General features: G+C 65.6%; 19 protein-coding genes. 14 read left to right on the forward strand and 5 right to left on the reverse strand.

The window, feature by feature from the left end:
• The first annotated feature begins 95 nt into the window (after positions 1-95).
• Positions 96-884: a transporter gene (locus ACSFBL_RS03925; RefSeq protein WP_435514430.1), complete on the forward strand. Its 789-nt coding sequence runs from the start codon at positions 96-98 to the stop codon at positions 882-884.
• A gap of 76 nt (positions 885-960) precedes the next feature.
• On the opposite strand, the gene ACSFBL_RS03930 is transcribed toward ACSFBL_RS03925, so the two are convergent.
• Entirely contained in the window at positions 961-2,271 is a 1,311-nt protein-coding gene (locus tag ACSFBL_RS03930; protein WP_435514431.1) for a PQQ-dependent sugar dehydrogenase, read from the reverse strand.
• Between the two features lie 727 nt (positions 2,272-2,998).
• Here ACSFBL_RS03930 and ACSFBL_RS03935 point away from each other — a divergent pair.
• Positions 2,999-3,310: a polyhydroxyalkanoic acid system family protein gene (locus tag ACSFBL_RS03935; protein WP_435514432.1), complete on the forward strand. Its 312-nt coding sequence runs from the start codon at positions 2,999-3,001 to the stop codon at positions 3,308-3,310.
• Here the strand turns inward: ACSFBL_RS03935 and ACSFBL_RS03940 are convergent.
• Both ACSFBL_RS03940 and ACSFBL_RS03945 read right to left on the reverse strand, forming a co-directional pair.
• A complete protein-coding gene (locus ACSFBL_RS03940; RefSeq protein ID WP_435514433.1) occupies positions 3,261-4,967 on the reverse strand; it encodes a sulfatase-like hydrolase/transferase in 1,707 nt (568 codons plus the stop codon). The genes ACSFBL_RS03935 and ACSFBL_RS03940 overlap by 50 nt on opposite strands.
• Positions 4,968-4,999: 32 nt before the next feature.
• Positions 5,000-5,374, reverse strand: a complete 375-nt coding sequence (locus ACSFBL_RS03945; RefSeq protein WP_435514434.1) for a VOC family protein — start codon at positions 5,372-5,374, stop codon at positions 5,000-5,002.
• Positions 5,375-5,492: 118 nt separating this feature from the next.
• Here ACSFBL_RS03945 and ACSFBL_RS03950 point away from each other — a divergent pair, with 118 nt between their 5' ends.
• Positions 5,493-6,152 carry a glutathione S-transferase family protein gene (locus ACSFBL_RS03950; RefSeq protein WP_435514435.1) on the forward strand — a complete coding sequence of 220 codons (660 nt, stop codon included), beginning with the start codon at positions 5,493-5,495 and terminating at the stop codon, positions 6,150-6,152.
• Positions 6,153-6,221: 69 nt separating this feature from the next.
• Here the strand turns inward: ACSFBL_RS03950 and ACSFBL_RS03955 are convergent, their stop codons facing one another.
• Both ACSFBL_RS03955 and ACSFBL_RS03960 read right to left on the reverse strand, forming a co-directional pair.
• The gene (locus ACSFBL_RS03955) at positions 6,222-6,698 is read right to left on the reverse strand and encodes a M23 family metallopeptidase (protein ID WP_435514436.1); all 477 of its coding nucleotides are present in this window, start codon (positions 6,696-6,698) and stop codon (positions 6,222-6,224) included.
• Between the two features lie 71 nt (positions 6,699-6,769).
• Positions 6,770-7,795, reverse strand: a complete 1,026-nt coding sequence (locus ACSFBL_RS03960; RefSeq protein ID WP_435514437.1) for a L,D-transpeptidase family protein — start codon at positions 7,793-7,795, stop codon at positions 6,770-6,772.
• A 175-nt stretch (positions 7,796-7,970) separates the two neighbouring features.
• Here ACSFBL_RS03960 and ACSFBL_RS03965 point away from each other — a divergent pair, with 175 nt between their 5' ends.
• From ACSFBL_RS03965 to ACSFBL_RS04015, 11 genes are all read left to right on the forward strand, one after another.
• Positions 7,971-8,258 carry a DUF4148 domain-containing protein gene (locus tag ACSFBL_RS03965; protein WP_435514438.1) on the forward strand — a complete coding sequence of 96 codons (288 nt, stop codon included), beginning with the start codon at positions 7,971-7,973 and terminating at the stop codon, positions 8,256-8,258.
• A gap of 62 nt (positions 8,259-8,320) precedes the next feature.
• The gene (locus ACSFBL_RS03970; protein ID WP_435514439.1) at positions 8,321-9,637 is read left to right on the forward strand and encodes a putative DNA modification/repair radical SAM protein; all 1,317 of its coding nucleotides are present in this window, start codon (positions 8,321-8,323) and stop codon (positions 9,635-9,637) included.
• 3 nt (positions 9,638-9,640) lie between these two features.
• Complete coding sequence (locus ACSFBL_RS03975) at positions 9,641-11,116, forward strand: UdgX family uracil-DNA binding protein (RefSeq protein ID WP_435514440.1); 1,476 nt, start codon at positions 9,641-9,643, stop codon at positions 11,114-11,116.
• Positions 11,117-11,292: 176 nt separating this feature from the next.
• Complete coding sequence (locus ACSFBL_RS03980) at positions 11,293-12,642, forward strand: TRAFs-binding domain-containing protein (protein WP_435514441.1); 1,350 nt, start codon at positions 11,293-11,295, stop codon at positions 12,640-12,642.
• Positions 12,643-12,810: 168 nt separating this feature from the next.
• Positions 12,811-13,200 (forward strand): DUF4280 domain-containing protein, encoded by a 390-nt coding sequence (locus ACSFBL_RS03985; RefSeq protein WP_435514442.1) that lies wholly within the window; start codon positions 12,811-12,813, stop codon positions 13,198-13,200.
• A 189-nt stretch (positions 13,201-13,389) separates the two neighbouring features.
• A complete protein-coding gene (locus ACSFBL_RS03990; RefSeq protein ID WP_435514443.1) occupies positions 13,390-13,980 on the forward strand; it encodes a Pvc16 family protein in 591 nt (196 codons plus the stop codon).
• Positions 13,977-14,483 carry a hypothetical protein gene (locus tag ACSFBL_RS03995; RefSeq protein ID WP_435514444.1) on the forward strand — a complete coding sequence of 169 codons (507 nt, stop codon included), beginning with the start codon at positions 13,977-13,979 and terminating at the stop codon, positions 14,481-14,483. Before ACSFBL_RS03990 ends, ACSFBL_RS03995 begins: the two co-directional genes overlap by 4 nt.
• A gap of 107 nt (positions 14,484-14,590) precedes the next feature.
• A complete protein-coding gene (locus ACSFBL_RS04000; RefSeq protein WP_435514445.1) occupies positions 14,591-16,459 on the forward strand; it encodes a phage tail sheath family protein in 1,869 nt (622 codons plus the stop codon).
• Positions 16,460-16,492: 33 nt separating this feature from the next.
• Positions 16,493-17,830: a phage tail sheath family protein gene (locus tag ACSFBL_RS04005; RefSeq protein ID WP_435514446.1), complete on the forward strand. Its 1,338-nt coding sequence runs from the start codon at positions 16,493-16,495 to the stop codon at positions 17,828-17,830.
• 29 nt (positions 17,831-17,859) lie between these two features.
• Positions 17,860-18,303, forward strand: coding sequence for a phage tail protein (locus ACSFBL_RS04010; protein WP_435514447.1), 444 nt, complete (start codon positions 17,860-17,862; stop codon positions 18,301-18,303).
• Positions 18,300-18,668, forward strand: a complete 369-nt coding sequence (locus tag ACSFBL_RS04015; RefSeq protein ID WP_435514448.1) for a phage tail assembly protein — start codon at positions 18,300-18,302, stop codon at positions 18,666-18,668. Before ACSFBL_RS04010 ends, ACSFBL_RS04015 begins: the two co-directional genes overlap by 4 nt.
• The last annotated feature ends 17 nt before the right edge of the window (positions 18,669-18,685 follow it).

Here is an 18,685-nt window from a genome sequence, read left to right on the forward strand (position 1 = left end):
CGTCAGTCTAATCGGAGGCAGTGGTTTTCGCCGAGGACGGCTGTCATCTGGCTGCCGCCTCCGACGAAGGCCTTGATCAGGCCGAACCAACGACCATGACACGCGCTACTGCCTGTCCACGTTCGCTCCGCCGCATCATGCCGATCGCGTTCTCAGCGATGACGCTTGCCGCTGCCGGGCACGCGGACGAAGGCTTCGAACCGATTACGCCTTACCGCCCATCTGTTTCCACCCCGGCCCAGTTGCCGTACCCGGGCCAGCTGGAGTTCGAGTTGGGAGGCCAGCGCACGAACGACCCTTCGCGACGCGGTAGCCTGCCCTACCTGTTCAAGCTGGCATTCAGCACTGAATGGGGGGTGCTGGTCGGCGGGGATGCCCGCATCTGGCTGCGAAGCGAGGACGGTCGATTCGCAGGCGCGGGCGATACGAATGTCACGCTGAAGCGTGCCTGGATCGTCGACGACGCCACTGCGTTCGGCATGGAATTCAATGTCAAGGTGCCGACAGCGAGGGATACCCTCGGCAGCGGGAAGGCCGACTACGAGATCAACACGATCTACAGCCAGGACTTCGGCGCGGTTCACATGGACGCCAACCTGAATCTCACGGAACTGGGTCTGGTCGACCCCGGTGCCGCACGCACGCAGCTCGGCGGGGCGTGCTCGTTCACGCTCAACTTGTCGGAACGATGGGACACGATCGGCGAGGTCTCCGGCACGCACCGCGCTGGCGCCGACAACGCCCTTCAGTTGCTCTGGGCCTTGACCTTCAGTCCGAGCAAGATCCTGACCTTCGACATGGGATTTTCACGCTCGTTGCGACCGCGACCTGCCGCCACATCGCTATTCGCTGGCGTGGTAGTCCCGTTGGCGCGGTTCTGGTAGGGGTACCAGGGAATGGACTCGACGTTCCGCACCATCAAGCGCGTTGGCCCCCGTCACGATTGGCGGCCCGTCTGGACTAGCCCGCGCCGCGGGCGGTGACGCGCCAGATGACGTCGCCCACGTCGTCCGCCACCAGCAGCGCGCCGTCCGGCCCGATCGCGACGCCGACCGGGCGCCCGTACGACTCGCTTTCGTCGGGCGACAGGAAGCCGCTCAGGATGTCGCGCGGCAGGCCTGCCGGGAGGCCGTCCTCGAACGGCACAAACACGACCCGGTAGCCGCTGAGCTTGCTGCGGTTCCACGAGCCGTGCTGACCGATCGCCATGCCCGCGGGCCAGCCAGGCAGCGTGTCGGCGGGCAGCCAGCACAGGCCGAGCGACGCAGTGTGCCCGCCGAGCGCGTAGTCGGGTGTCAGCGCGCGCGCGACCGCGGCCCGGTCCTGCGGCACGCGGTCGTCGACCGTGCGGCCCCAGTAGCAGTACGGCCAGCCATAGAAGCCGCCGTCGTGCACCGAGGTCAGGTAGTCGGGCGGCGTCTCGTCCCCGAGGCCGTCGCGCTCGTTGACCACGGTCCACAACTGACCGGTGGTCGGTTCCCAAGCGAGGCCGACGGGGTTGCGCAGGCCGCCGGCGTAAATGCGGCTGCGGCCGCTGGCGAGGTCGATCTCGTAAATGCAGGCGCGCCCGGTTTCGACCTCGAAGCCGCTTTCGGCGATGTTGGTGAGCGAGCCGACGGCGGCGTAGAGCGTGCTGCCGTCGGGGCTCGCGAGCAGGCTACGCGTCCAGTGGCCGCCCGGCTTGAATTCGCTCAGGCGGCGGCCCGGCGCGTCGATGCGCGTCGTGCCGGGGGTGTACGGGAACGCCATCACGCCGTCGGTGTTGCCGACATAGAACACGTCGCCAATCAGCGCCATGCCAAAGGGCTGGCTCAAGCCCTCAAGGAGCGTCGAGCGGACCTCGGCGACGCCGTCGCGGTCGGCATCGCGCAGCAGCGTGATGCGGTTCGGGCTCGGGCCGATCGCGGCGGCGCGCCGCATCGTGCTGACCATCGCGTATTCGAAGACCGACTTGATCGGGCCTGGCTCCAACAGCGCCTCGGCCACTGTCACGTCGCCGTTGGGCAGCACGTGGATCCAGCGCGGATGCTTCAGCCCGGTGGCGAACGCGTTGACCTCGAGCCCGGGCGCGGGCGTCGGCTTGTGCCCGCCGGACCAGCCGCGCGCAGTCGGCATCTTCAGTGTCGGGATGCGGCCCTGAGGGCGTGCGTCGGGGATCGTCGGCGCGGCTCCGACCGCCTGCGTCGGATCGCCGGTCTGCATCCGGCGCCACTGCAGCGCCGCGTTGCCGGCCAGCGCAACCATCTGCGCGAACACGCTCGACATGCTCATCAAGGCTCCTCTCGACCGTGGCGATTCCGACCGACAAACCAGAATTGACTGCCAGATGGTAGCCCGACTGGGACGCTGGAGGCATCGCGTGCGCGCGACGCGAATGCCTCAGGACCTCGATGCGCTGCGCTCTCGCGAAGCGCGCCCGCGATGTCGCCGCTAGGAGGTCAAGACCACCCAGATGGAGATCGCCAGGAGCATGGGGACAGAAACGCTGGCCACGCGCCACATGAAGCTGAAGTGAAGTTCGTCCCTGCAGCTGGCCAGGAGTCGGTGGTGCAGTTCCGACGGGGACAGTCCATGATCTTCTTCGCAATCGGCCTGCCACTCATGCGTGTGCGCGCGGTGCAGGTCATTCGTCCGCTCGAGACTTCTGATTTCGGTCAAAGATGGACTCCGGGTCGACGTGTGCAAATCAGGCTCGCCGGGTTGCTGCGCTAGCGTCGCAATCCAAGGTGTGGGTCCTCGATGTCGACCTGTCGTATCGCAGACCATGAAGCCGTTGGTAACACATAAGTTTACGTGCGTTCTCGAAGCACTCCGGCCCGCGTCGCGGAAAAAAAGTCCGGATCAAGCGCCTGTGAGCTTGGTGTTTCTCCTATGACAGGATCTCCTCCAGGCAGGCACTGGCCACTTCCTCGAATCCGTACGCGGCCCAGTCTCCGCGCCATGCGTCTTTTGTCTCCAGCCCGTTGCCCGGCGCACGGATTCGCGGCACGCTACGGGCATGACGACGCCGATCACTGTCAGCATTCCACACCAGCTCGGCCGCGCCGAGGCGCGCCGCCGCATCGAGGCCGGATTCGCGAAGATCATCGGACTGCTGCCGGGCAGCAGCGGCAGCCCCAGCGAGCGCTGGGACGGTGACCGGCTCATTTTCAGCGTCGCAGCGATGGGTCAGACAGTCTCAGGTGTCATCCACGTCCTCGATGCCGCAGTCACGATGGAGATCGAGGTGCCCGGGGTCCTTGGCGTGATCGCCCGCGGCCTCAAGGGAAAGCTGCAGAAGATGGGTCAGCTGCTGCTGACAAAGGAGTAACGAACGCGCGGACGACGCCCGCGCCTGCGCCTATTTGCCACCTGCCCTGTGCCTGGCGCAGTTGGTCGCCATCCATCTTCTCGCCAAGACGTCGCATCACCCACCGCGTTCTATCCGCAGCCGGTGACATCGCCCCGAGGTCGACAGCCGCTCGCCGCTCATCGACGTACCTGATGGCCGCCGAACCGAGCAGGGTGGGGACGAGGTCGGCATGCATCACCTTGGCTTCCTGATTGGCGCGAAGCCGCTCCCAACGCGCGGAGTTGCTGGCGCGCCATTCCTCGCTCGCCCACACGACAACCGGCACTGTCGTGTCCCAGCGCGTCGGATCCTTCAGCGCGTGCTGGAAAAGCTTTCGCCCGTCATCAAGCAGGTTCTCACCATGGTCAGCCGTGTACATCACGAAGGACGAGCCGCCCGCCCGCGCTGCCTCCGACATCACGGCATCGACGAATCGGAGTGATTCGGCCACGGCGTTGTCGTAGGCGCGGATGAAATCCGGCAGCGAGGAATCATCCGGGAATTCAGAGAGCTTCGAGCAATCGGCCTGGAAAGCAGCTGTCGCGGGGTCATAGCGATCGCAGTATGAAAAGTGTGCGCCGTAGGCATGCATCACGATCAGCTTCCTGGGCGCGTTGTCCGCGAGCACCCGTCCGAGCGATGGCAGAAGGCTTTCCCGATCGGTCCTCCTGACTGGCAGGAACAGGCTGGTGCCGGCATCTGGCCATGCAATGCCTCTTTCCTGGACGGCTATCCAATAGGTCTGAAATCCGGCTTCCTCGAAAGCCTTCAGGAAGGTTGCGTCCTTGCTGACCCGAAATGCGGCGCCAGGCATGTCGCGCGAGACGAGAAGAGGGACCGACGTATGCGTGCTGCTGGATCCGGACGTCACATCGCAATAGACGATCGCGTCTCGATGGCTGATGCCAACCTGCTTTGGGCCGCCGCATGCTTCGAGCCGGTCGGCACGCATTGTTTCCCCGATGATGAGGATGTAGGTTTCGTTCCGCGGGTGAGTTCCCGGCATCCGCGAGGCGCCCCAACTCGCGGATGCCGACCGGGGGTTGGTGGCCGCATAGGGCGACGCCGTCGAGATGAAGTCGTCCCGGCCGATCGCGGAAGCTGCGGCCACGGAAATCACATTCAGCGGCCACGCGCGCAGCACAGTGTTGTGAAAGATCGCGCCGCATGCGACTGCGGCGACAGTGATCGTCGCCAGGGCAGCCGAAGGCCACTTTCCGCGCGCCGCCCGGGTCGACGGAATGCGGAACATCACCCAGACCGGCACAGCGAGCAGGACCGCGATCAGTGCGATCCACTGGACATGAGGCTGGATGACGGGCCACGCTTCGGAGGGGTCCGGCCGAATCATCGCCGCGTCGAGAAGGTTGACGTCGCGCAGCAGATCGGCTCCCACGGCCAGCACGCCGAACAGCGCCGGCACGTAGGTGACCACCAGGAAGACTCGAAGCCCCAAGATCGCCCGAAGCAAACCGAAGAAAACGACGGTTGCGGCAAAGAGGGAGGTGGCCGCGAGAACCCAGCCATGTGTGGAGGCAAAGGTCGTCAGGGCTGGGATCAGCAGGATCGCGCCCCAGACACAGTCGATGAGCCTGACGACGCCGCGCCGTCTGTTGGCCGCTGGCGCGGATGCCACACGCTCCTCCTGTGGATCGCTGTGCCCAGGACTCACAGGGTCTGGATGACCGCCATGATGTTGCCCTCCGAGTCCTTGAACCAGGCCGCCATGGCACCCCCTTGCGTCACGATGCCGTCGGCGTCCTTGCCGGGCATGGCGTAGTCCTCGAACACCACGCCGCGCGCCTTGAGTTCGGCGACTTCCTTGCGGATGTCCTGCACTTCCCAGAATGCCTGGCTCGCCTGGGAGGTCCCTGCGTTGGGCGTGGGATACAGGAATGCGCCCGTGCCTCCCCCGAACTCGTAGTGGACCCCGCCTCCCAACTCGGCCTTTGGCGTGAAGCCGAGCTTGCCCTCGTAGAACTGCCTGGCTCGCTCGAGATCCTTGGCGGGGATATAGGCAAACATGGGGGATTGCTGCAACATTGCACGCTCCTTTGTGTCCTGGATCGACGGCGATTGTGCGCCTTTGACACCCGCGGGACATTCAGGCGTCGACGAGGGCCGCCGGCGTGTGCCGACGAATTCCCCGCTGGAGGACGACATGATCACGCTCTATGGCTTTGGACGCATTTTCCCTGAGGGCGTCGGCGAGACGAAGGACCTCTGGGCCCAGTGGGCGCTCGAGGAAACCGGCTTGCCGTACCGGGTCCACGCGCTCGACCACACGGCCGGTGAGCTCGACGGCGACGCCTTCAGTCGCATCAGCCCCTTTCACCAGGCGCCCGTGATCGACGACGACGGCTTCGTGGTGGCCGAATCGGCCGCCATCGTCCTCTACCTGGCCGAGAAATCCGGCAAGCTGATGCCCGGTGATGTCCAGGGCCGCACGCGCGTGGTCCAGTGGTGCTTCGCTGCCGTCGCCACCGTCGGGACGACCCTGGTGTGCATCGACCTGATCGGGATCTTCGACAGCGGCAAGGCCGCCCACAAGCTCCACGCGGAGGTGCCCAAGCTCGCGAGCCGCTGGCTCGGCGATGTCGATCGGCGCCTGCAAGACCGCCAGTGGATCGCGTGCGCCGAATTCACCGTCGCCGACATCATGATGGCGAGCGTTCTGCGCGGCATCCGCAAGTCCGAATTGATGGATCCGTTTCCGAGGGTCAAGGACTACTACGAACGGTGCCATGCCCGTCCGGCCTGGCAGCGCACCCTGGCCCTCTGCGCCGAGCGTGTCGGCGTTCAAGTGGACGACATCCGCTGACTCGCCCGACGGAATTGGGTGGCTCTGATGGGGCGGCTGTCAGGACGGTTTGATCGGCCCCGGTCGACATCAACGTGCCGCGCGCAGGGCGCTGTACGGGTTCAGCGCCCGGCCTTTCCACCATTGCTTTTCCGGCCCGAGCAGGAACACCGCGAAATGCAGATGCGGCGCGTCGGCCGCAGCGTTTCCCGTCGTGCCGACGTAGCCGATCAGGTCCCCGCGCCGAAGCTGCTGACCCTCGCGCAAGCCCTCGGCATAGCGGTCCAGATGCGCGTAGTAGTAGGCGAGCCGGCTTGCCGGATCGAACTGGTAGACAGTGAGACCGCCCGGTTTGCTGTCGAACAGCTTGACGAGCTTGCCGTCATCGACCGCTCGCACCGGCGTGCCGCGAGGCGCCATGATGTCGAGCGCCTCGTGACGGTGGTCGGGACGGCCGTCGTCGAAAGTGTCGCGCACGCTCTCGGGGCGGACGCCATCGACCGGGAACTGCAACGCACGCGCCGCCAGCAGCGCCGCTCCGTCGACCTCGACGCCGGCCTGGGCCATCGCCCAGCCTGGCGCCGCGAAACACACGGCGGCCATTGCAGCCTGTCGCCGCGACACGCTCATCGCTCTGCCTAGGCCTTCACCTCGACCGCAAAGCCCGCCTTCGCCAGTTGGGAGACGCGGGCAGCGTCCCAGTTGGTCAAGTGGATGCAGCCGTTGGTTTCCTCGTGCCCCACGCGATCGGGCGCGGGCGTGCCGTGGATGCCCCAGTGCGGCTTGGACAGCCCCATCCACACGTTGCCGATCGGATTGTTCGGCCCCGCCGGTACATCGACCTTGGCGGCCCCGGCAGGCGCCTTCTTCAGGATTGCCGGGTTGTAGGTGAAGGTCGGATCCTTCACCTCGTTGATGATCTTCATCTTGCCGAGGGGCAGGGGGTCGAGCGGCCCCCCGATGCTGATCGGAAAGCCCGCAAGCGGCTTGCCCGCGCCGTCGAGGACGAACAGCATGTGTTCGCTCTTGTCGATCTCGATCGACTTCGCGGCCTTGACGACGCTGGCATCCGCTGCTCCGCTGATGTTGACCACCACGATCTCATCGCCGGCCTGGAATTTCGCGCCGCGGTTCAGCTCGGCCAGGGCCTTGGGCGACATGTGGTGTTTCTCCGATATCGCCTCCCGCAGGTTCTCGTAGCCCATCGTCTTGAGCTTGGCGCGATCGGCCATTTCCTTCGGCGTCGGCACGTAGGGTCCGGCGACATCCTTCTCGGTGATGGCGTACGTCGCGAAGAGAGGTTCCGTGTCGGCCTTGAGCGAGGCCCAGGTGGGCGCATCGACCTTGCCGGTCACGTCGAGGCTGTTCGACTTCTGATAGGCGGCCACCACCCGGCGCATGTTGGCGCCGAAGCCGCCGTCGATCTCGCCGGGGGAGAACCAGGCGCGATCGAGCAGGATCTGCGCGCGCATCACCGCCGCGCCTCGAGCGCCCTGTGCCAGTACCGGCGTTTCACCGGCTGCGTTGAGTTTGTCGATCGCAGCGCCCGGCGCATCGACGGCAGCCGCGGGGGCCTTCTTCCCAGCCGCATTCGCAAGCCAGGGCGTGGCGCCGGCAACAAGACAGACCGCTGTGCGGATGAAGGTTCGGCGAGGGTTCGTCATGGCTGAGAGTGTGTGAGTCAAGGCCGTCGCACCGTACGGCCATTGACCAAACCCTGCCTGTAGGCGCATGAAGACAGTTGGTCTCGGCCGCTACCGCAACTCTGCAGGCCGGAAGGTGATCTGGCCGGGTGGCCCTTGCGTACCAAGGACACCATTCACCTCAAAGGACCACGCCATGAGCATCAAACACTTTGCAGTCGGCGCCCTGTGCGGCCTTTCGGCGCTCGGCACCCAGGCGTTCCAGGGCGAGCAGAACCCGTTGCCACCGCCTCCCTTCCAGTCGACGTTGAGCCGTGCCGAGGTTCGCTCGCAAGCGATGCAGCCCGCGCAGATCAGCAATGGCGGCACCGGTGTCGCGGCGCGCGTCGACAGGGCCAACCGCGCCGAAGTGCGCGCCGGCGCGCGCGCCATCACGGCGGAAGGGGCTGCCACCTATGGGGACACGACCTTCGGCGCGCCTTGAAGGTCCCGCGCTTGCGTAGGGTCATCGCGAGAGTCCGGAATACTGTATAGACTTACAGTATCGTGGAGATTCTTCGCAAGCTTGCCATCCTGGCCGATGCCGCCAAATACGACGCCTCGTGCGCGTCTTCCGGAGGCCCGAAGCGCGATTCGCGCGACCAGGTCGGCATGGGGTCGAACAGCGGGGCCGGCATCTGCCACAGCTATGCACCCGACGGGCGCTGCATTTCCCTGCTCAAGGTGTTGCTGACGAACTGGTGCGTCTACGACTGCCTCTACTGCGTGAACCGCGAATCGAGCGATACCGAGCGCGCACGCTTCTCGCTGGACGAAGTGGTGCAGCTCACGCTGGACTTCTATCGCCGCAATGTGATCGAAGGGCTTTTCCTGAGCTCCGGGATCATCCGGTCGCCCGACTACACGATGGAGCAACTCATCGAGGTCGCTCGCCGGCTGCGCGAAGACCATCATTTTCGCGGGTACATCCATCTGAAGACCATCCCCGACGCGAGCGCCGACCTGATCGCGCGTGCCGGTCTTCACGCCGACCGCCTCAGCATCAACATCGAACTGCCGAGCCAGGCCGCACTCGCGCAACTGGCGCCGCAGAAGAATGCGGGCGCGATCAAGCGTTCAATGGCCCGAATCCGGCTGCAACTGGACGACACGGCCGAGCAGTTGGACCACAGCGCGCGACGAACGCGGTCCATGGCCCACGCGCCTGCGGCCATGCCGCCGCCGCCGCGCTTCGCGCCGGCCGGCCAGAGCACGCAGATGATCGTCGGTGCCGATGCCTCCGACGACCGGGCCATCCTGAGCACCAGTGTCTCGCTGTATCGCAGCTATCGTCTCAAGCGCGTGTACTACAGCGCGTTCAGCCCCATCGCGCATGCCAGCGCGCTGCTGCCGGGCCGCGCGGCCCCCCTGATGCGCGAGCACCGGCTGTACCAGGCGGACTGGCTCATGCGCTTCTACGGATTCGAAGAGCACGAGCTGGTCACCGACGGCGGCATGCTGTCGCTGGAGATGGATCCCAAGCTGGCATGGGCGCTCGCGCACCCCGACTGGTTCCCGGTGGATGTGAATCGCGCGCCGAAGGAAACGTTGCTGCGCGTGCCGGGACTGGGCACGCAGTCGGTCAAGCGCTTGCTGAGCGCGCGCAGGGTGCGCTGCCTTCGCAAGGCCGACATCCAGCGCCTGGGCGCACCCAGCTTGCGGATTCTCGAATTCGTGGCATTGCCTGATCACCGGCCGGGGTCCGATGCCGCTTCGCGGCTGAATGCGATTGCTGCCCGAGGTCGATCTTCCGCGCAAGCCAGTCGCGGGATGGCAACCCGTCCTGCGCAACAGGGCGATCTGTTCGCAGCAGGGGAGGCGTGATTCTTGTCCGTCACCTCGCTGACCATCGCTGCGCCCGATGACCTGTCAGCCATCTTCGCGATCCTGCGCGATGTGCTGCAGCGCGGTCTGGATCCGGACGCTTTGCGATGGGACGACGGCCAGGTCCGCCAGTCGTCGTTGATCGACGGATATACAGAGCCGCGAACTGAAGCGTGCCTTGCGGCGCAGGCCGTTGCCCCCTCGTCGACCCTGCGGCTTCCGCGTGCTTTGGTCGATCTGCTGGGCGCCGCGCTGCTGCACGACAGTCCGGAGCGCTTCCATGCAGCACACGCGCTCGCGGCTGCCGTCCTGCAGGACCGGCGAGCGTGGAGCGACACCTTGCGCGAAGACCGCTTGCAGCTCGAGCGCATGGCGCGCGAGGTGCGCCGCGAAATCCACAAGATGCATGCCTTCGTTCGCTTCCGGCCCCTGACCGACGAAACGGGCGAGTGCCACGTCGCGTGGTTCGAGCCCGCGCACCACGTGGTGCGCGCGGCAGTCCCCTTCTTTGTCGATCGATTCGCCAGCATGCGCTGGGCCATCCTCACGCCGCGCGGCAGCGTGCGCTGGGATCGCCATGCATTGAGCTTCGGTCCGCCGGCCACGCGTGAAGACGCGCCCGGCCCGGACGAAGGCGAGGGCTTGTGGCTCGCGTACTACCGCAGCGTGTTCAACCCGGCGCGACTCAAGCCGGCCATGATGCGTCGCGAGATGCCGGTGCGTTTCTGGCGCAACCTGCCCGAGGCCGCGCAGATCACCTCGCTCATGCAGGAGGCCGGCGAGCGCGCCCACGGCATGCAGACATCCGTCAGCCCCATGCGGGATCGTCGCCTGGCACGTTCGATGCAACCGCACGGCGGCGCTTGCGGCGACGGCCAGGCGACGGCGGATGGGCTGGCCTTGCTGGCCCGCCAGGCGTCCTCCTGCGAAGACTGTGCATTCGCCGCCGATGCCACGCAGACCGTCTGGGGCGAGGGTCGTATCGGCGCAGCGCTGATGCTGGTGGGCGAGCAGCCCGGCGATCAGGAGGATCTGGCCGGGCGTCCGTTCGTGGGCCCGGCGGGGCAACTGCTGCATCGCGCGATCGACGCGCTGCAGTGGCCGACGGAGCAGTTGTATTTCACGAACGCAGTCAAGCACTTCAAGTACGAGTGGCGCGGCAAGCGACGCATCCACAAGACCGCGGCGCAGCGAGAGGCGCAGGCGTGTGCGCATTGGCTCGAAGCGGAAATCGCCACCGTGCAACCGCGCGCGGTGGTCGCGCTGGGCCGAACAGCGTTGACGAGCCTGCTGCAGGAAGCCGTCAGCGTCGAGGCGAATGCAGGCAGATGGCTGACGCGCGCCACCGACGGATTGGCCGTCTATGTCATGCCTCACCCGGCGGCCGTATTGCGCGCCGCGGGCGCAGACTTGCCACGGCGCGAGGCCGAGTGGACGGCGCTGCTTGCTGCGGCGGGGACAGCGCTGGGCGATGCGTGATGGTCAGGGCCGCAGGAGCGCCGGCCGGTCGGACCCTGCCGTTCGAGATATCGACCTCGCTTGGCAAGTCGATCACACTGCCAGAGACGAGCGGCCATCGCGATCGGGATCGACAAGGTCTCGCACGCGCGCCGCCGTCACCACTCGCCACCAGGAAACTGCGGGAGGACTGCGCGATGTTCAAACCTCTGTGCTTCATGGTGATGCCCTACGGTCGAAAGGCGACGCAGGTCGAAGCCGGCAAAGGGCCGGTCGAGATCGACTTCAACGCGCTCTGGGACAAGGCCTACGTCCCGGTCATCGAGGCGTTGGGCTATGAGCCCATCCGGGCCGATCAGGAAACCGGGGCGCTGATCATCACGCAAATGCTGGAGCGCCTCTACTTCGCCGACCTGGTCTTGGCGGACATGACCATTCCAAACGGAAACGTCTACTACGAAATCGGCATTCGGCATGCTGCACGCGGCAAAGGCTGCGTGCTTCTCGGCGCAGACTGGTCGCGTCAGCTGTTCGATGTTGCGCAGATGCGCATGATTCGCTACCCGCTCCCCGAGGGCGAGATTGTCGAGGCCACGGCGCTCGCAATCCAGGAGGCCATCAAGGGGCCTATCGGAGCGCTGCGCAACGGGACCTCGCCCATGCACGAGGCGATTCCTGGCTATCCCACCGAAGTGAACGAACTCACGGCCGCCGGCATGAAGGACCAGATGGCGCTCCTTGCGGCCTTCCAGGGCGAGGTTCGCGCGGTGCGAGCAGCGCCACGAGCAGAACGAATGGATCGCGCACGAACATTGGTCGAGGCCTATGCCACCGCAACGATCACTGGCGCCGTGGCGATCGCGTTGATGCTGATGTTGCGCGACTGCGCCGAAAGCGCCAACGACTGGGAGTTCCTCCTCAAGTACATCGACGGCTTGCCCGACGACCTGAAGACCACGCCGGAAGTCCTCGAGCAGCGCGCGCTCGCCTTGTCCTATGCGGGGCGACATATCGATGCCATTGCCGCGATCGAGGCCTTGGTGGCCACCTGCGGTCCCACACAGGAACGCATGGGCCTGCTGGGGGGGCGCTACAAGCGGCTCTACGTCGCCGCGACAACGGCATCCGACAAGCAACGGGCACTCGCGAAATCCATCGACTGCTACGAGCGCGGAATGCAACTGGACCTGAACGAGTACTACTGCTCCAGCAACCTGCCGAGCTTGTACCGGATCCGCAATCGTGCGAATGACGAGAAGCAGGCACAGGCTGTCTTGCAATTCGTGATCGCCGCGTGCGAACGCGCCAGGGCGCGGGGCGCGCTCGACCCCTGGCTGCGCGCCACCTTGCTGGTCGCGGCATTCGATGCAGCCGATCCCGACAAGGCAGAAGCGCTCGCAGACGAGATCGAAGGCGGCGACACGGCGGAGTGGCAACTCAACAGCATCATCGGTGGCTTGACGCTCAGCATGCAGCACGTGACCGCCGAGGATGCGAAGGCGCGCATGTCCTCAGTGATTGACAGGCTCAAGGCGCTGCTTGTCTGAGGCGGTCGGCGCGCGCGCGTGCGTGTAGTACCAATGTATTGTTGGACAGCAGCCAGGGCACCGTAGACCCGCAACGCTTGAAGTTCCATCCCCAAACATGACGTTGTGTTTTGCTCGAGGCGGACGCATGCTTCGAACAGTCGCAACCCCCGGCGAGAGGCTCCAGTCATGGCTCAACACGTCTGCAACGGCGCGACCTTGCAGTGCAGCTTCGGGGTGGCGCCATCGTCGCTGGTGGTGCTGCCGGTGCGCAGGGTCAACACCAGCAACCAGCCTGCGGCGACCATCATGGATTTCCAGCCGATGGTCAATATCCCGAGCTTCGGCATGTGCATGAGTCCGGCCAATCCTGCCGTGGCGGCGGCCACCGCCGCCGCGCTGGGAGTGCTGACGCCGATGCCCTGCATCCCCATGACAGTGTCACCGTGGGTGCCCGGAACACCCACTGTCACCCTGGGACAGATCCCTTCGCTCGACAACAACTGCCAGCTCATGTGCATGTGGGCTGGCGTGATCAATGTTGTCGTGCCGGGCCAGTTCACGCACAACATTCCATAGCCATGGCAAGGCGTCTTTTGGGTGCAGGCATGTCGGCGCGTGCGCATATGTCGGATGGCGCATTGACGACGCATTTTTGCGAGCGTACCGTCGCCCTCTCTCGTGCAGCGCCTCACCTCGATTCGTCGAGTGACTGCCTCATGAGCATCAGCAAAGGGAGCTGGTCAGAGCTCGGAGGGAGTGCCCCGCATGATTCATGACCTCGATCAAACGCTCGCAGCGCTGCTCAAGCGGGAGATGCCAGGCCGCGACCAGATCACCGTGTCCTTCGCTGCGCCCGACGATCAATTCACCGTCAAGCTGCCGGCCGTCGACCTCTTCCTGTACGACTTGCGCGAAAACCTCGAACTGCGCGGCAACGACGAGGTGATCGACAGCCACAACGACGGCACCGTCACGCGCTTCCAACCCCCTGTCCGGGTCGATGCCTCCTACCTCATCACGGCCTGGCCCGGCGGGGCGGGGGGCCAGAACGATTCTTCGGAAGACGAGCACAGGTTGCTCGGCGCCGTCATGCGCACGCTGTTGCGCTTCAGGAAACTTCCGCGCGAATTGCTCAAGGGCAGCCTGGCCAATCAGGAGTTGCCGCTTCCGGTGACCACGTTGCACCCGGGACGGCTGCAGAGCCTGGGTGAATTCTGGCAAGCGCTGGGCGGCAAGCCGAAAGCGGCGCTGAACTACATGGTGACGCTCGCGGTCGATGTGTATGAACCCGAGGTCCTGCCGCTGGTGATCGAGAAGGAGATCCGCATTCAACTGGATGCGGAGGCCTTGCCATGAGCGCGGCGCTCAACCGTACCCGGCAGGCTCGCACGCCAGCGCAGGGGGCCGAGCCGGGTTTGGCGGCTGGCAATGAACCCCATGGTCATTGGACTGTCTTGCGTCGGCGCGTCAGCCTTGCGGGGCGCGTTGCGCGCGGTGACGGCAGTCCGGTCTCGGGTGGCGTTGTCCAGCTACGGCAAGAAGCCGGCGTCCAGCCGCAGGCCGGTGGGGCCAAGCGAACTGGCCCGCGCAGCAGCACGAGCGCGGATGCCTTGGCCCCGGCCGCGATGACCGTGGCGCCGGTGGCTATCGAGACGCCTATCCGGCGCGACGGGTCGTATTTCTTCCTGGACCTGTCGGCCGGACGCTACGTGACGGGCGGACACGACCAACGCGGCAGATCGATCGAGGCCAAGGCGATCGACGTGCCGGTCGCCGATCGCGCACGGCTGCCGCCGTTGCTCGCCGTGGATCTGATGCTCGAGGACACGAAGGCCTCGCCCGCGGGCCGGCCGCCGTGAGCCAGCGCCGCGGCCGTTGCTCGGGCCAGGCGCATTGAATTGCTTTGCGTGGTCGGCTTTCTCGACCATGGTTGTTCGGTCGACTTTTACTGACAAGGGGATCTGACATGGCAAGATTGGCTTACTACGCACCCGGCGTCTACGTTGAAGAGGTACCTTCCGCGAGGCAACCGATTGCCGGTGTCGGGACCAACACGGCCGGCTTCATCGGCCTCGTGCCCGACAAGGTCTATATCCCGGTGCCCAATCCGGACTACGACCCGGTGCTCACGCGCGAGTTGCTCGACTTCGCGCGGCTGCGTACCGAGCAGCCACAAAAAGACCCGAATGCAGAAGACCGGCGACAAAAGGATCTTCAGAAGATGCAGGAGGAGTTGACCCAGCGGCTCAAGGTGCTGGATGCCGAGGTCAAGGCGCTGACCGAAAAGAAGCCCGAGTCGGAGGAAGCGGTCACGAAGGCTGAAGCCGACCTGCAAAAGGCGACCGAGGCCCAGGCGGCGGTCCCAGCCGACGCGAAGGATCCCAAGGCGGGCGATCAGGCCAGGGCGGACATGCGTGCTGCGCAAAGGAAGCTCGCGGCCGCCAGGAACGACGCCTCCAACTCGGCGACGGAGTTGACGCAGAAGACCAACGATTTCAACGACATCACGGCCCAACTCGAGGCGGCGAAGCGGAGTACGCCGGCACCGGCGCCCGCAGTGCCCGCGGCAGGCGCGCCGCCCGCGGCTGGGGCGGCGGCGCCGACGGAGACGCCGGAAGCCGAGTCACTCGTCTATGAGGACGAGCCGCCCGATGCAGCGCTGCTCCTGCCATCCGTCTTGCGGCCCTACTACCTGGTGCCCTTCGAGGTGAAGGCCGCCGACTGTGCAACCAAGCTGGTCACCAATTTTTCAGAGTACACCAGCCTGTTCGGTGACTTTTCCGCCTTTGCGCCGGCCGACGGAGACAAACCGATCAGGCCGATGTTCCCGGGTCATCACCTGTTGACCCATGCGCTCAACGGCTTCTTCACGAACGGCGGGACGCGGGCTTTTGTCGCACGGGTGTCGAGCGAGGAGAAACTGGACGCGGCGCTCGAGCGATTCAAGTCGATCGAGGATGTCGCCATCCTGGCCGCGCCGGGACTGCCGAAGAAGACCGACATCTGGGAACCCTTGCAGAGCTATTGCGAGGACGACGCGCACCAGAACGTGTTCGCGATTCTCGATGCGCCTGGCATCGTCAACGATGGCAGCACGGGTGACCTCGACATCCTTCAACTGCAATACGAAAGCCTCGACAACGTGTTGCCACGCAAGAGCACGCATGCCGCCTACTACATGCCCGACATCGAGGTGAGTGATCCGGCCAAGCGACTGCAGGACAACGATCCGTCGTGGAATATTGCGCCCAAGTACCGTGGCCGTACCTACGTGGCGCCGAGCGGACACGTGGCCGGCATCTACGCACGAACCGACGAGGAGCGCGGTGTCCACAAGGCGCCCGCGAATGCGCAGGTGCGTGGCGCTCTCGAGGTGAAGTACTACGTCAGCAAGCCCAAGCAGGAGATGCTCAATCCGCAGGGTGTCAATTGCATCCGGCTGATGAACGGCGACGTCACCGTCTGGGGTGCGCGCACCATCGGCGGCGACCGCAACGGCGAATGGAAGTACGTCAGCGTGCGCCGCTTTGCCGGCTTTCTCGAGGCGTCCGTCGATCGGGGCACGCAGTGGGTCGTGTTCGAGCCCAACGATCCGAAGCTGTGGTCGAAGATCATTCTCAACATCACCAGCTTCCTGATGAACGTGTGGCGCGGTGGTGCGCTGTTCGGGCTGACGCCTCAAGAGGCGTTCTACGTGAAATGCGACGCCGAGCTGAATCCGCCCGAGGTACGGGATCTGGGGCAGGTCATCTGCGAGATCGGCGTGGCCATCGTGCGGCCGGCCGAGTTCGTGATCTTCCGCATCTCGCAATCGACTGGGCAGCAGCAGCCCTGACTTCCGGCTCTAGAGCAAGAAAGACGCATGGCCATGACCTTCGATTCCGCTGCTTCCGCGCGAGAGGAACTGGCCATGCGCGCTCCGCCGGGGCTCTACGTCGGGAGTGCCGCGGCGACGACGGTCGAGCCGGTGCAGTTTCCCTCGGGGGTGCCGGCCTTTGTCGGCTTTGCCCACGTGGACCCGGTGATGCACCGGCGCTCGGGACCGCCGGGCATCGAGCTCGAGCGTTGGGATTCGAGGCTGTGGAGCCGGGGTGACCTTGCGCCCGCGCCCGGAAGCTTTCTGCGCGCCGCCGTCCGCGGCTACTTCGCGAACGGCGGCAAGCGTTGCGTGATCTTCGCGGTGCCACCGCCGTTGAATGCAGGCGACGGTGCGGATGCCTTGATGCAGGTGCTCGCGCCCGGCGGACCGCTCGATGACCGATCGGATATCGATCTGCTCTGCCTGCCCGACGCGCAAGGCCCATGGGTGACCGACAACGCGGCGCGCGATGTGCAGCTGTCGGCGCTGCGCCATTGCGAAGCGATGGGCGACCGCTTCGCGCTGCTCGATGCGCCGATGTCGGTGGTCAGCGACGTGAAAGAGGGCGATCGGAGAGAACCGGCTTTCCGAGCCCTGCTGAGCGCGGCATCGGAATTGCGCTCCTCGTTCGGGGCGCTCTATGGGCCCTGGATCGAAGTCGATCCGAACTGGGACGCCCAGATGCCTCGCGCCGTCGACAGCGCGGGATGGCGTTACCTGGATTCAACGGACGACAGTGCGGCTGGCGCGGCAAGCCCTGCCTCGCCGAACTACATGCCGCCATGCGGCCACATCGCCGGCCTCGTCGCGCGCATCGACGCCAAGGTCGGCGCGCAGCACGCGCCCGCGAACGAAATGCTCGAAGGCGCACTCGACACGGCGCTGTTCCTGACGCCGGCGCAGCGTGGACGGCTCAACGAGGCGGGCATCAACTGCATCCACAGCGTGCGCGGTCACGGCATTCGGGTCGGCGGTGCGCGAACGCTGGGCAGCCTGGGGCCCTGGACGTACGTGTCGACCGCGCGCGTCGTGCTTGGCTTCCGGCGCTGGCTGGCGCTCGGCATGCGCGACCTGGTCTTCGAGCCGCAGCGCCCAGAACTGTGGGAGACGATCAGGAACCGCCTGACCGCGCGCTGCCTCGAGATGCAGCAAGGCGGTGCGCTGGCCGGAGGACGTTCGGCCGATGCGTTCTACGTGAAGTGCGACGACGAGACCAATCCGCCGGAAGTGCGGGATCTCGGGCGGGTCATCGCGCACGTCGGGTTGGCACCTTCGGTGCCCGCCGAGTTCATCGTGATTCGCATCGTGCACGACGCAAGCGGATTCACGGTCGACGGGTTGTCTTAGTTCTTCATTCAACGACAGGAGATGCGAGCATGGCTACTGGTCAACGCAACAAGGATCCATTTCGTGGCTTCAAGTTCAGGGTTCAGATCGACGGCATCAGCAAGGCCGGTTTTCGGGAGGTCTCGGGGCTCGACGCAGCCACCGATGCCGTCGATTACCGGGAAGGCGATGGCGATTCGATCCTGAAGCTCGCCGGACTGAAGAAGTTCTCGAACATCACGCTCAAGCGCGGCATCACGGACGACAAGGACCTGTGGAAGTGGCGCACCATGGTGATGGACGGCAAGATCAAGGACGCGCGCAAGGACGGCCAGATCGTCCTGCTCGACGACGAAGGCAATGAGGCGGCCGAGTGGACGTTCACCGCGGGCTGGCCGACCAAGTGGACCGGCCCGACGTTCAACGCGACCGCCAATGAAGTTGCCATCGACACGATCGAGATCGCGCATGAAGGCCTGAAGCGCGTCAAATGACTTTCCAGAGCGAATTTCCATTCACCTTGCCGCGGGGCTTTGTCGATGCGGAGGGTCGCGTGCACAAGGAAGGCACGATGAGGCTCGCGACTGCGAAGGACGAGGTCATGCCGTTGCAGGATTACCGCGTCAAGTCCAACCCGGGCTATCTCGCGGTGATCCTGCTGGCGCGGGTGGTCACGCGGCTGGGTGACCTTCCGCAGATCTATCCGCAGGTGATCGAAGACTTGCCGGTGGCGGATTTCGCCTATCTGCAGGCACTGTATCGACGCGTCAATGAGCACGGGCACAACAGATTGAGCGTGACCTGTCCGGCCTGCGAGAAGACCTTCGAAGTGGAGGCGGAGCCGTTGGGGGAGGCCTAGGCTACCTCCCGGAGCAG

The organism is Variovorax glacialis, assembly GCF_051216375.1.
In the GTDB taxonomy this organism is placed as follows: Bacteria; Pseudomonadota; Gammaproteobacteria; order Burkholderiales; family Burkholderiaceae_C; genus Variovorax.

Coding starts and splice junctions, on each gene's coding strand:
- ACSFBL_RS03995 (WP_435514444.1), top strand. CDS start 13,977: ATGAGCGCGGCGCTCAACCGTACCCGGCAGGCTCGCACGCCAGCGCAG.
- ACSFBL_RS03985 (WP_435514442.1), top strand. CDS start 12,811: ATGGCTCAACACGTCTGCAACGGCGCGACCTTGCAGTGCAGCTTCGGG.
- ACSFBL_RS04010 (WP_435514447.1), top strand. CDS start 17,860: ATGGCTACTGGTCAACGCAACAAGGATCCATTTCGTGGCTTCAAGTTC.
- ACSFBL_RS03990 (WP_435514443.1), top strand. CDS start 13,390: ATGATTCATGACCTCGATCAAACGCTCGCAGCGCTGCTCAAGCGGGAG.
- ACSFBL_RS04005 (WP_435514446.1), top strand. CDS start 16,493: ATGACCTTCGATTCCGCTGCTTCCGCGCGAGAGGAACTGGCCATGCGC.
- ACSFBL_RS03955 (WP_435514436.1), bottom strand. CDS start 6,698: ATGGCCCAGGCCGGCGTCGAGGTCGACGGAGCGGCGCTGCTGGCGGCG.
- ACSFBL_RS03980 (WP_435514441.1), top strand. CDS start 11,293: ATGTTCAAACCTCTGTGCTTCATGGTGATGCCCTACGGTCGAAAGGCG.
- ACSFBL_RS03965 (WP_435514438.1), top strand. CDS start 7,971: ATGAGCATCAAACACTTTGCAGTCGGCGCCCTGTGCGGCCTTTCGGCG.
- ACSFBL_RS03935 (WP_435514432.1), top strand. CDS start 2,999: ATGACGACGCCGATCACTGTCAGCATTCCACACCAGCTCGGCCGCGCC.
- ACSFBL_RS03950 (WP_435514435.1), top strand. CDS start 5,493: ATGATCACGCTCTATGGCTTTGGACGCATTTTCCCTGAGGGCGTCGGC.
- ACSFBL_RS04015 (WP_435514448.1), top strand. CDS start 18,300: ATGACTTTCCAGAGCGAATTTCCATTCACCTTGCCGCGGGGCTTTGTC.
- ACSFBL_RS03925 (WP_435514430.1), top strand. CDS start 96: ATGACACGCGCTACTGCCTGTCCACGTTCGCTCCGCCGCATCATGCCG.
- ACSFBL_RS03960 (WP_435514437.1), bottom strand. CDS start 7,795: ATGACGAACCCTCGCCGAACCTTCATCCGCACAGCGGTCTGTCTTGTT.
- ACSFBL_RS03930 (WP_435514431.1), bottom strand. CDS start 2,271: ATGAGCATGTCGAGCGTGTTCGCGCAGATGGTTGCGCTGGCCGGCAAC.
- ACSFBL_RS03945 (WP_435514434.1), bottom strand. CDS start 5,374: ATGTTGCAGCAATCCCCCATGTTTGCCTATATCCCCGCCAAGGATCTC.
- ACSFBL_RS04000 (WP_435514445.1), top strand. CDS start 14,591: ATGGCAAGATTGGCTTACTACGCACCCGGCGTCTACGTTGAAGAGGTA.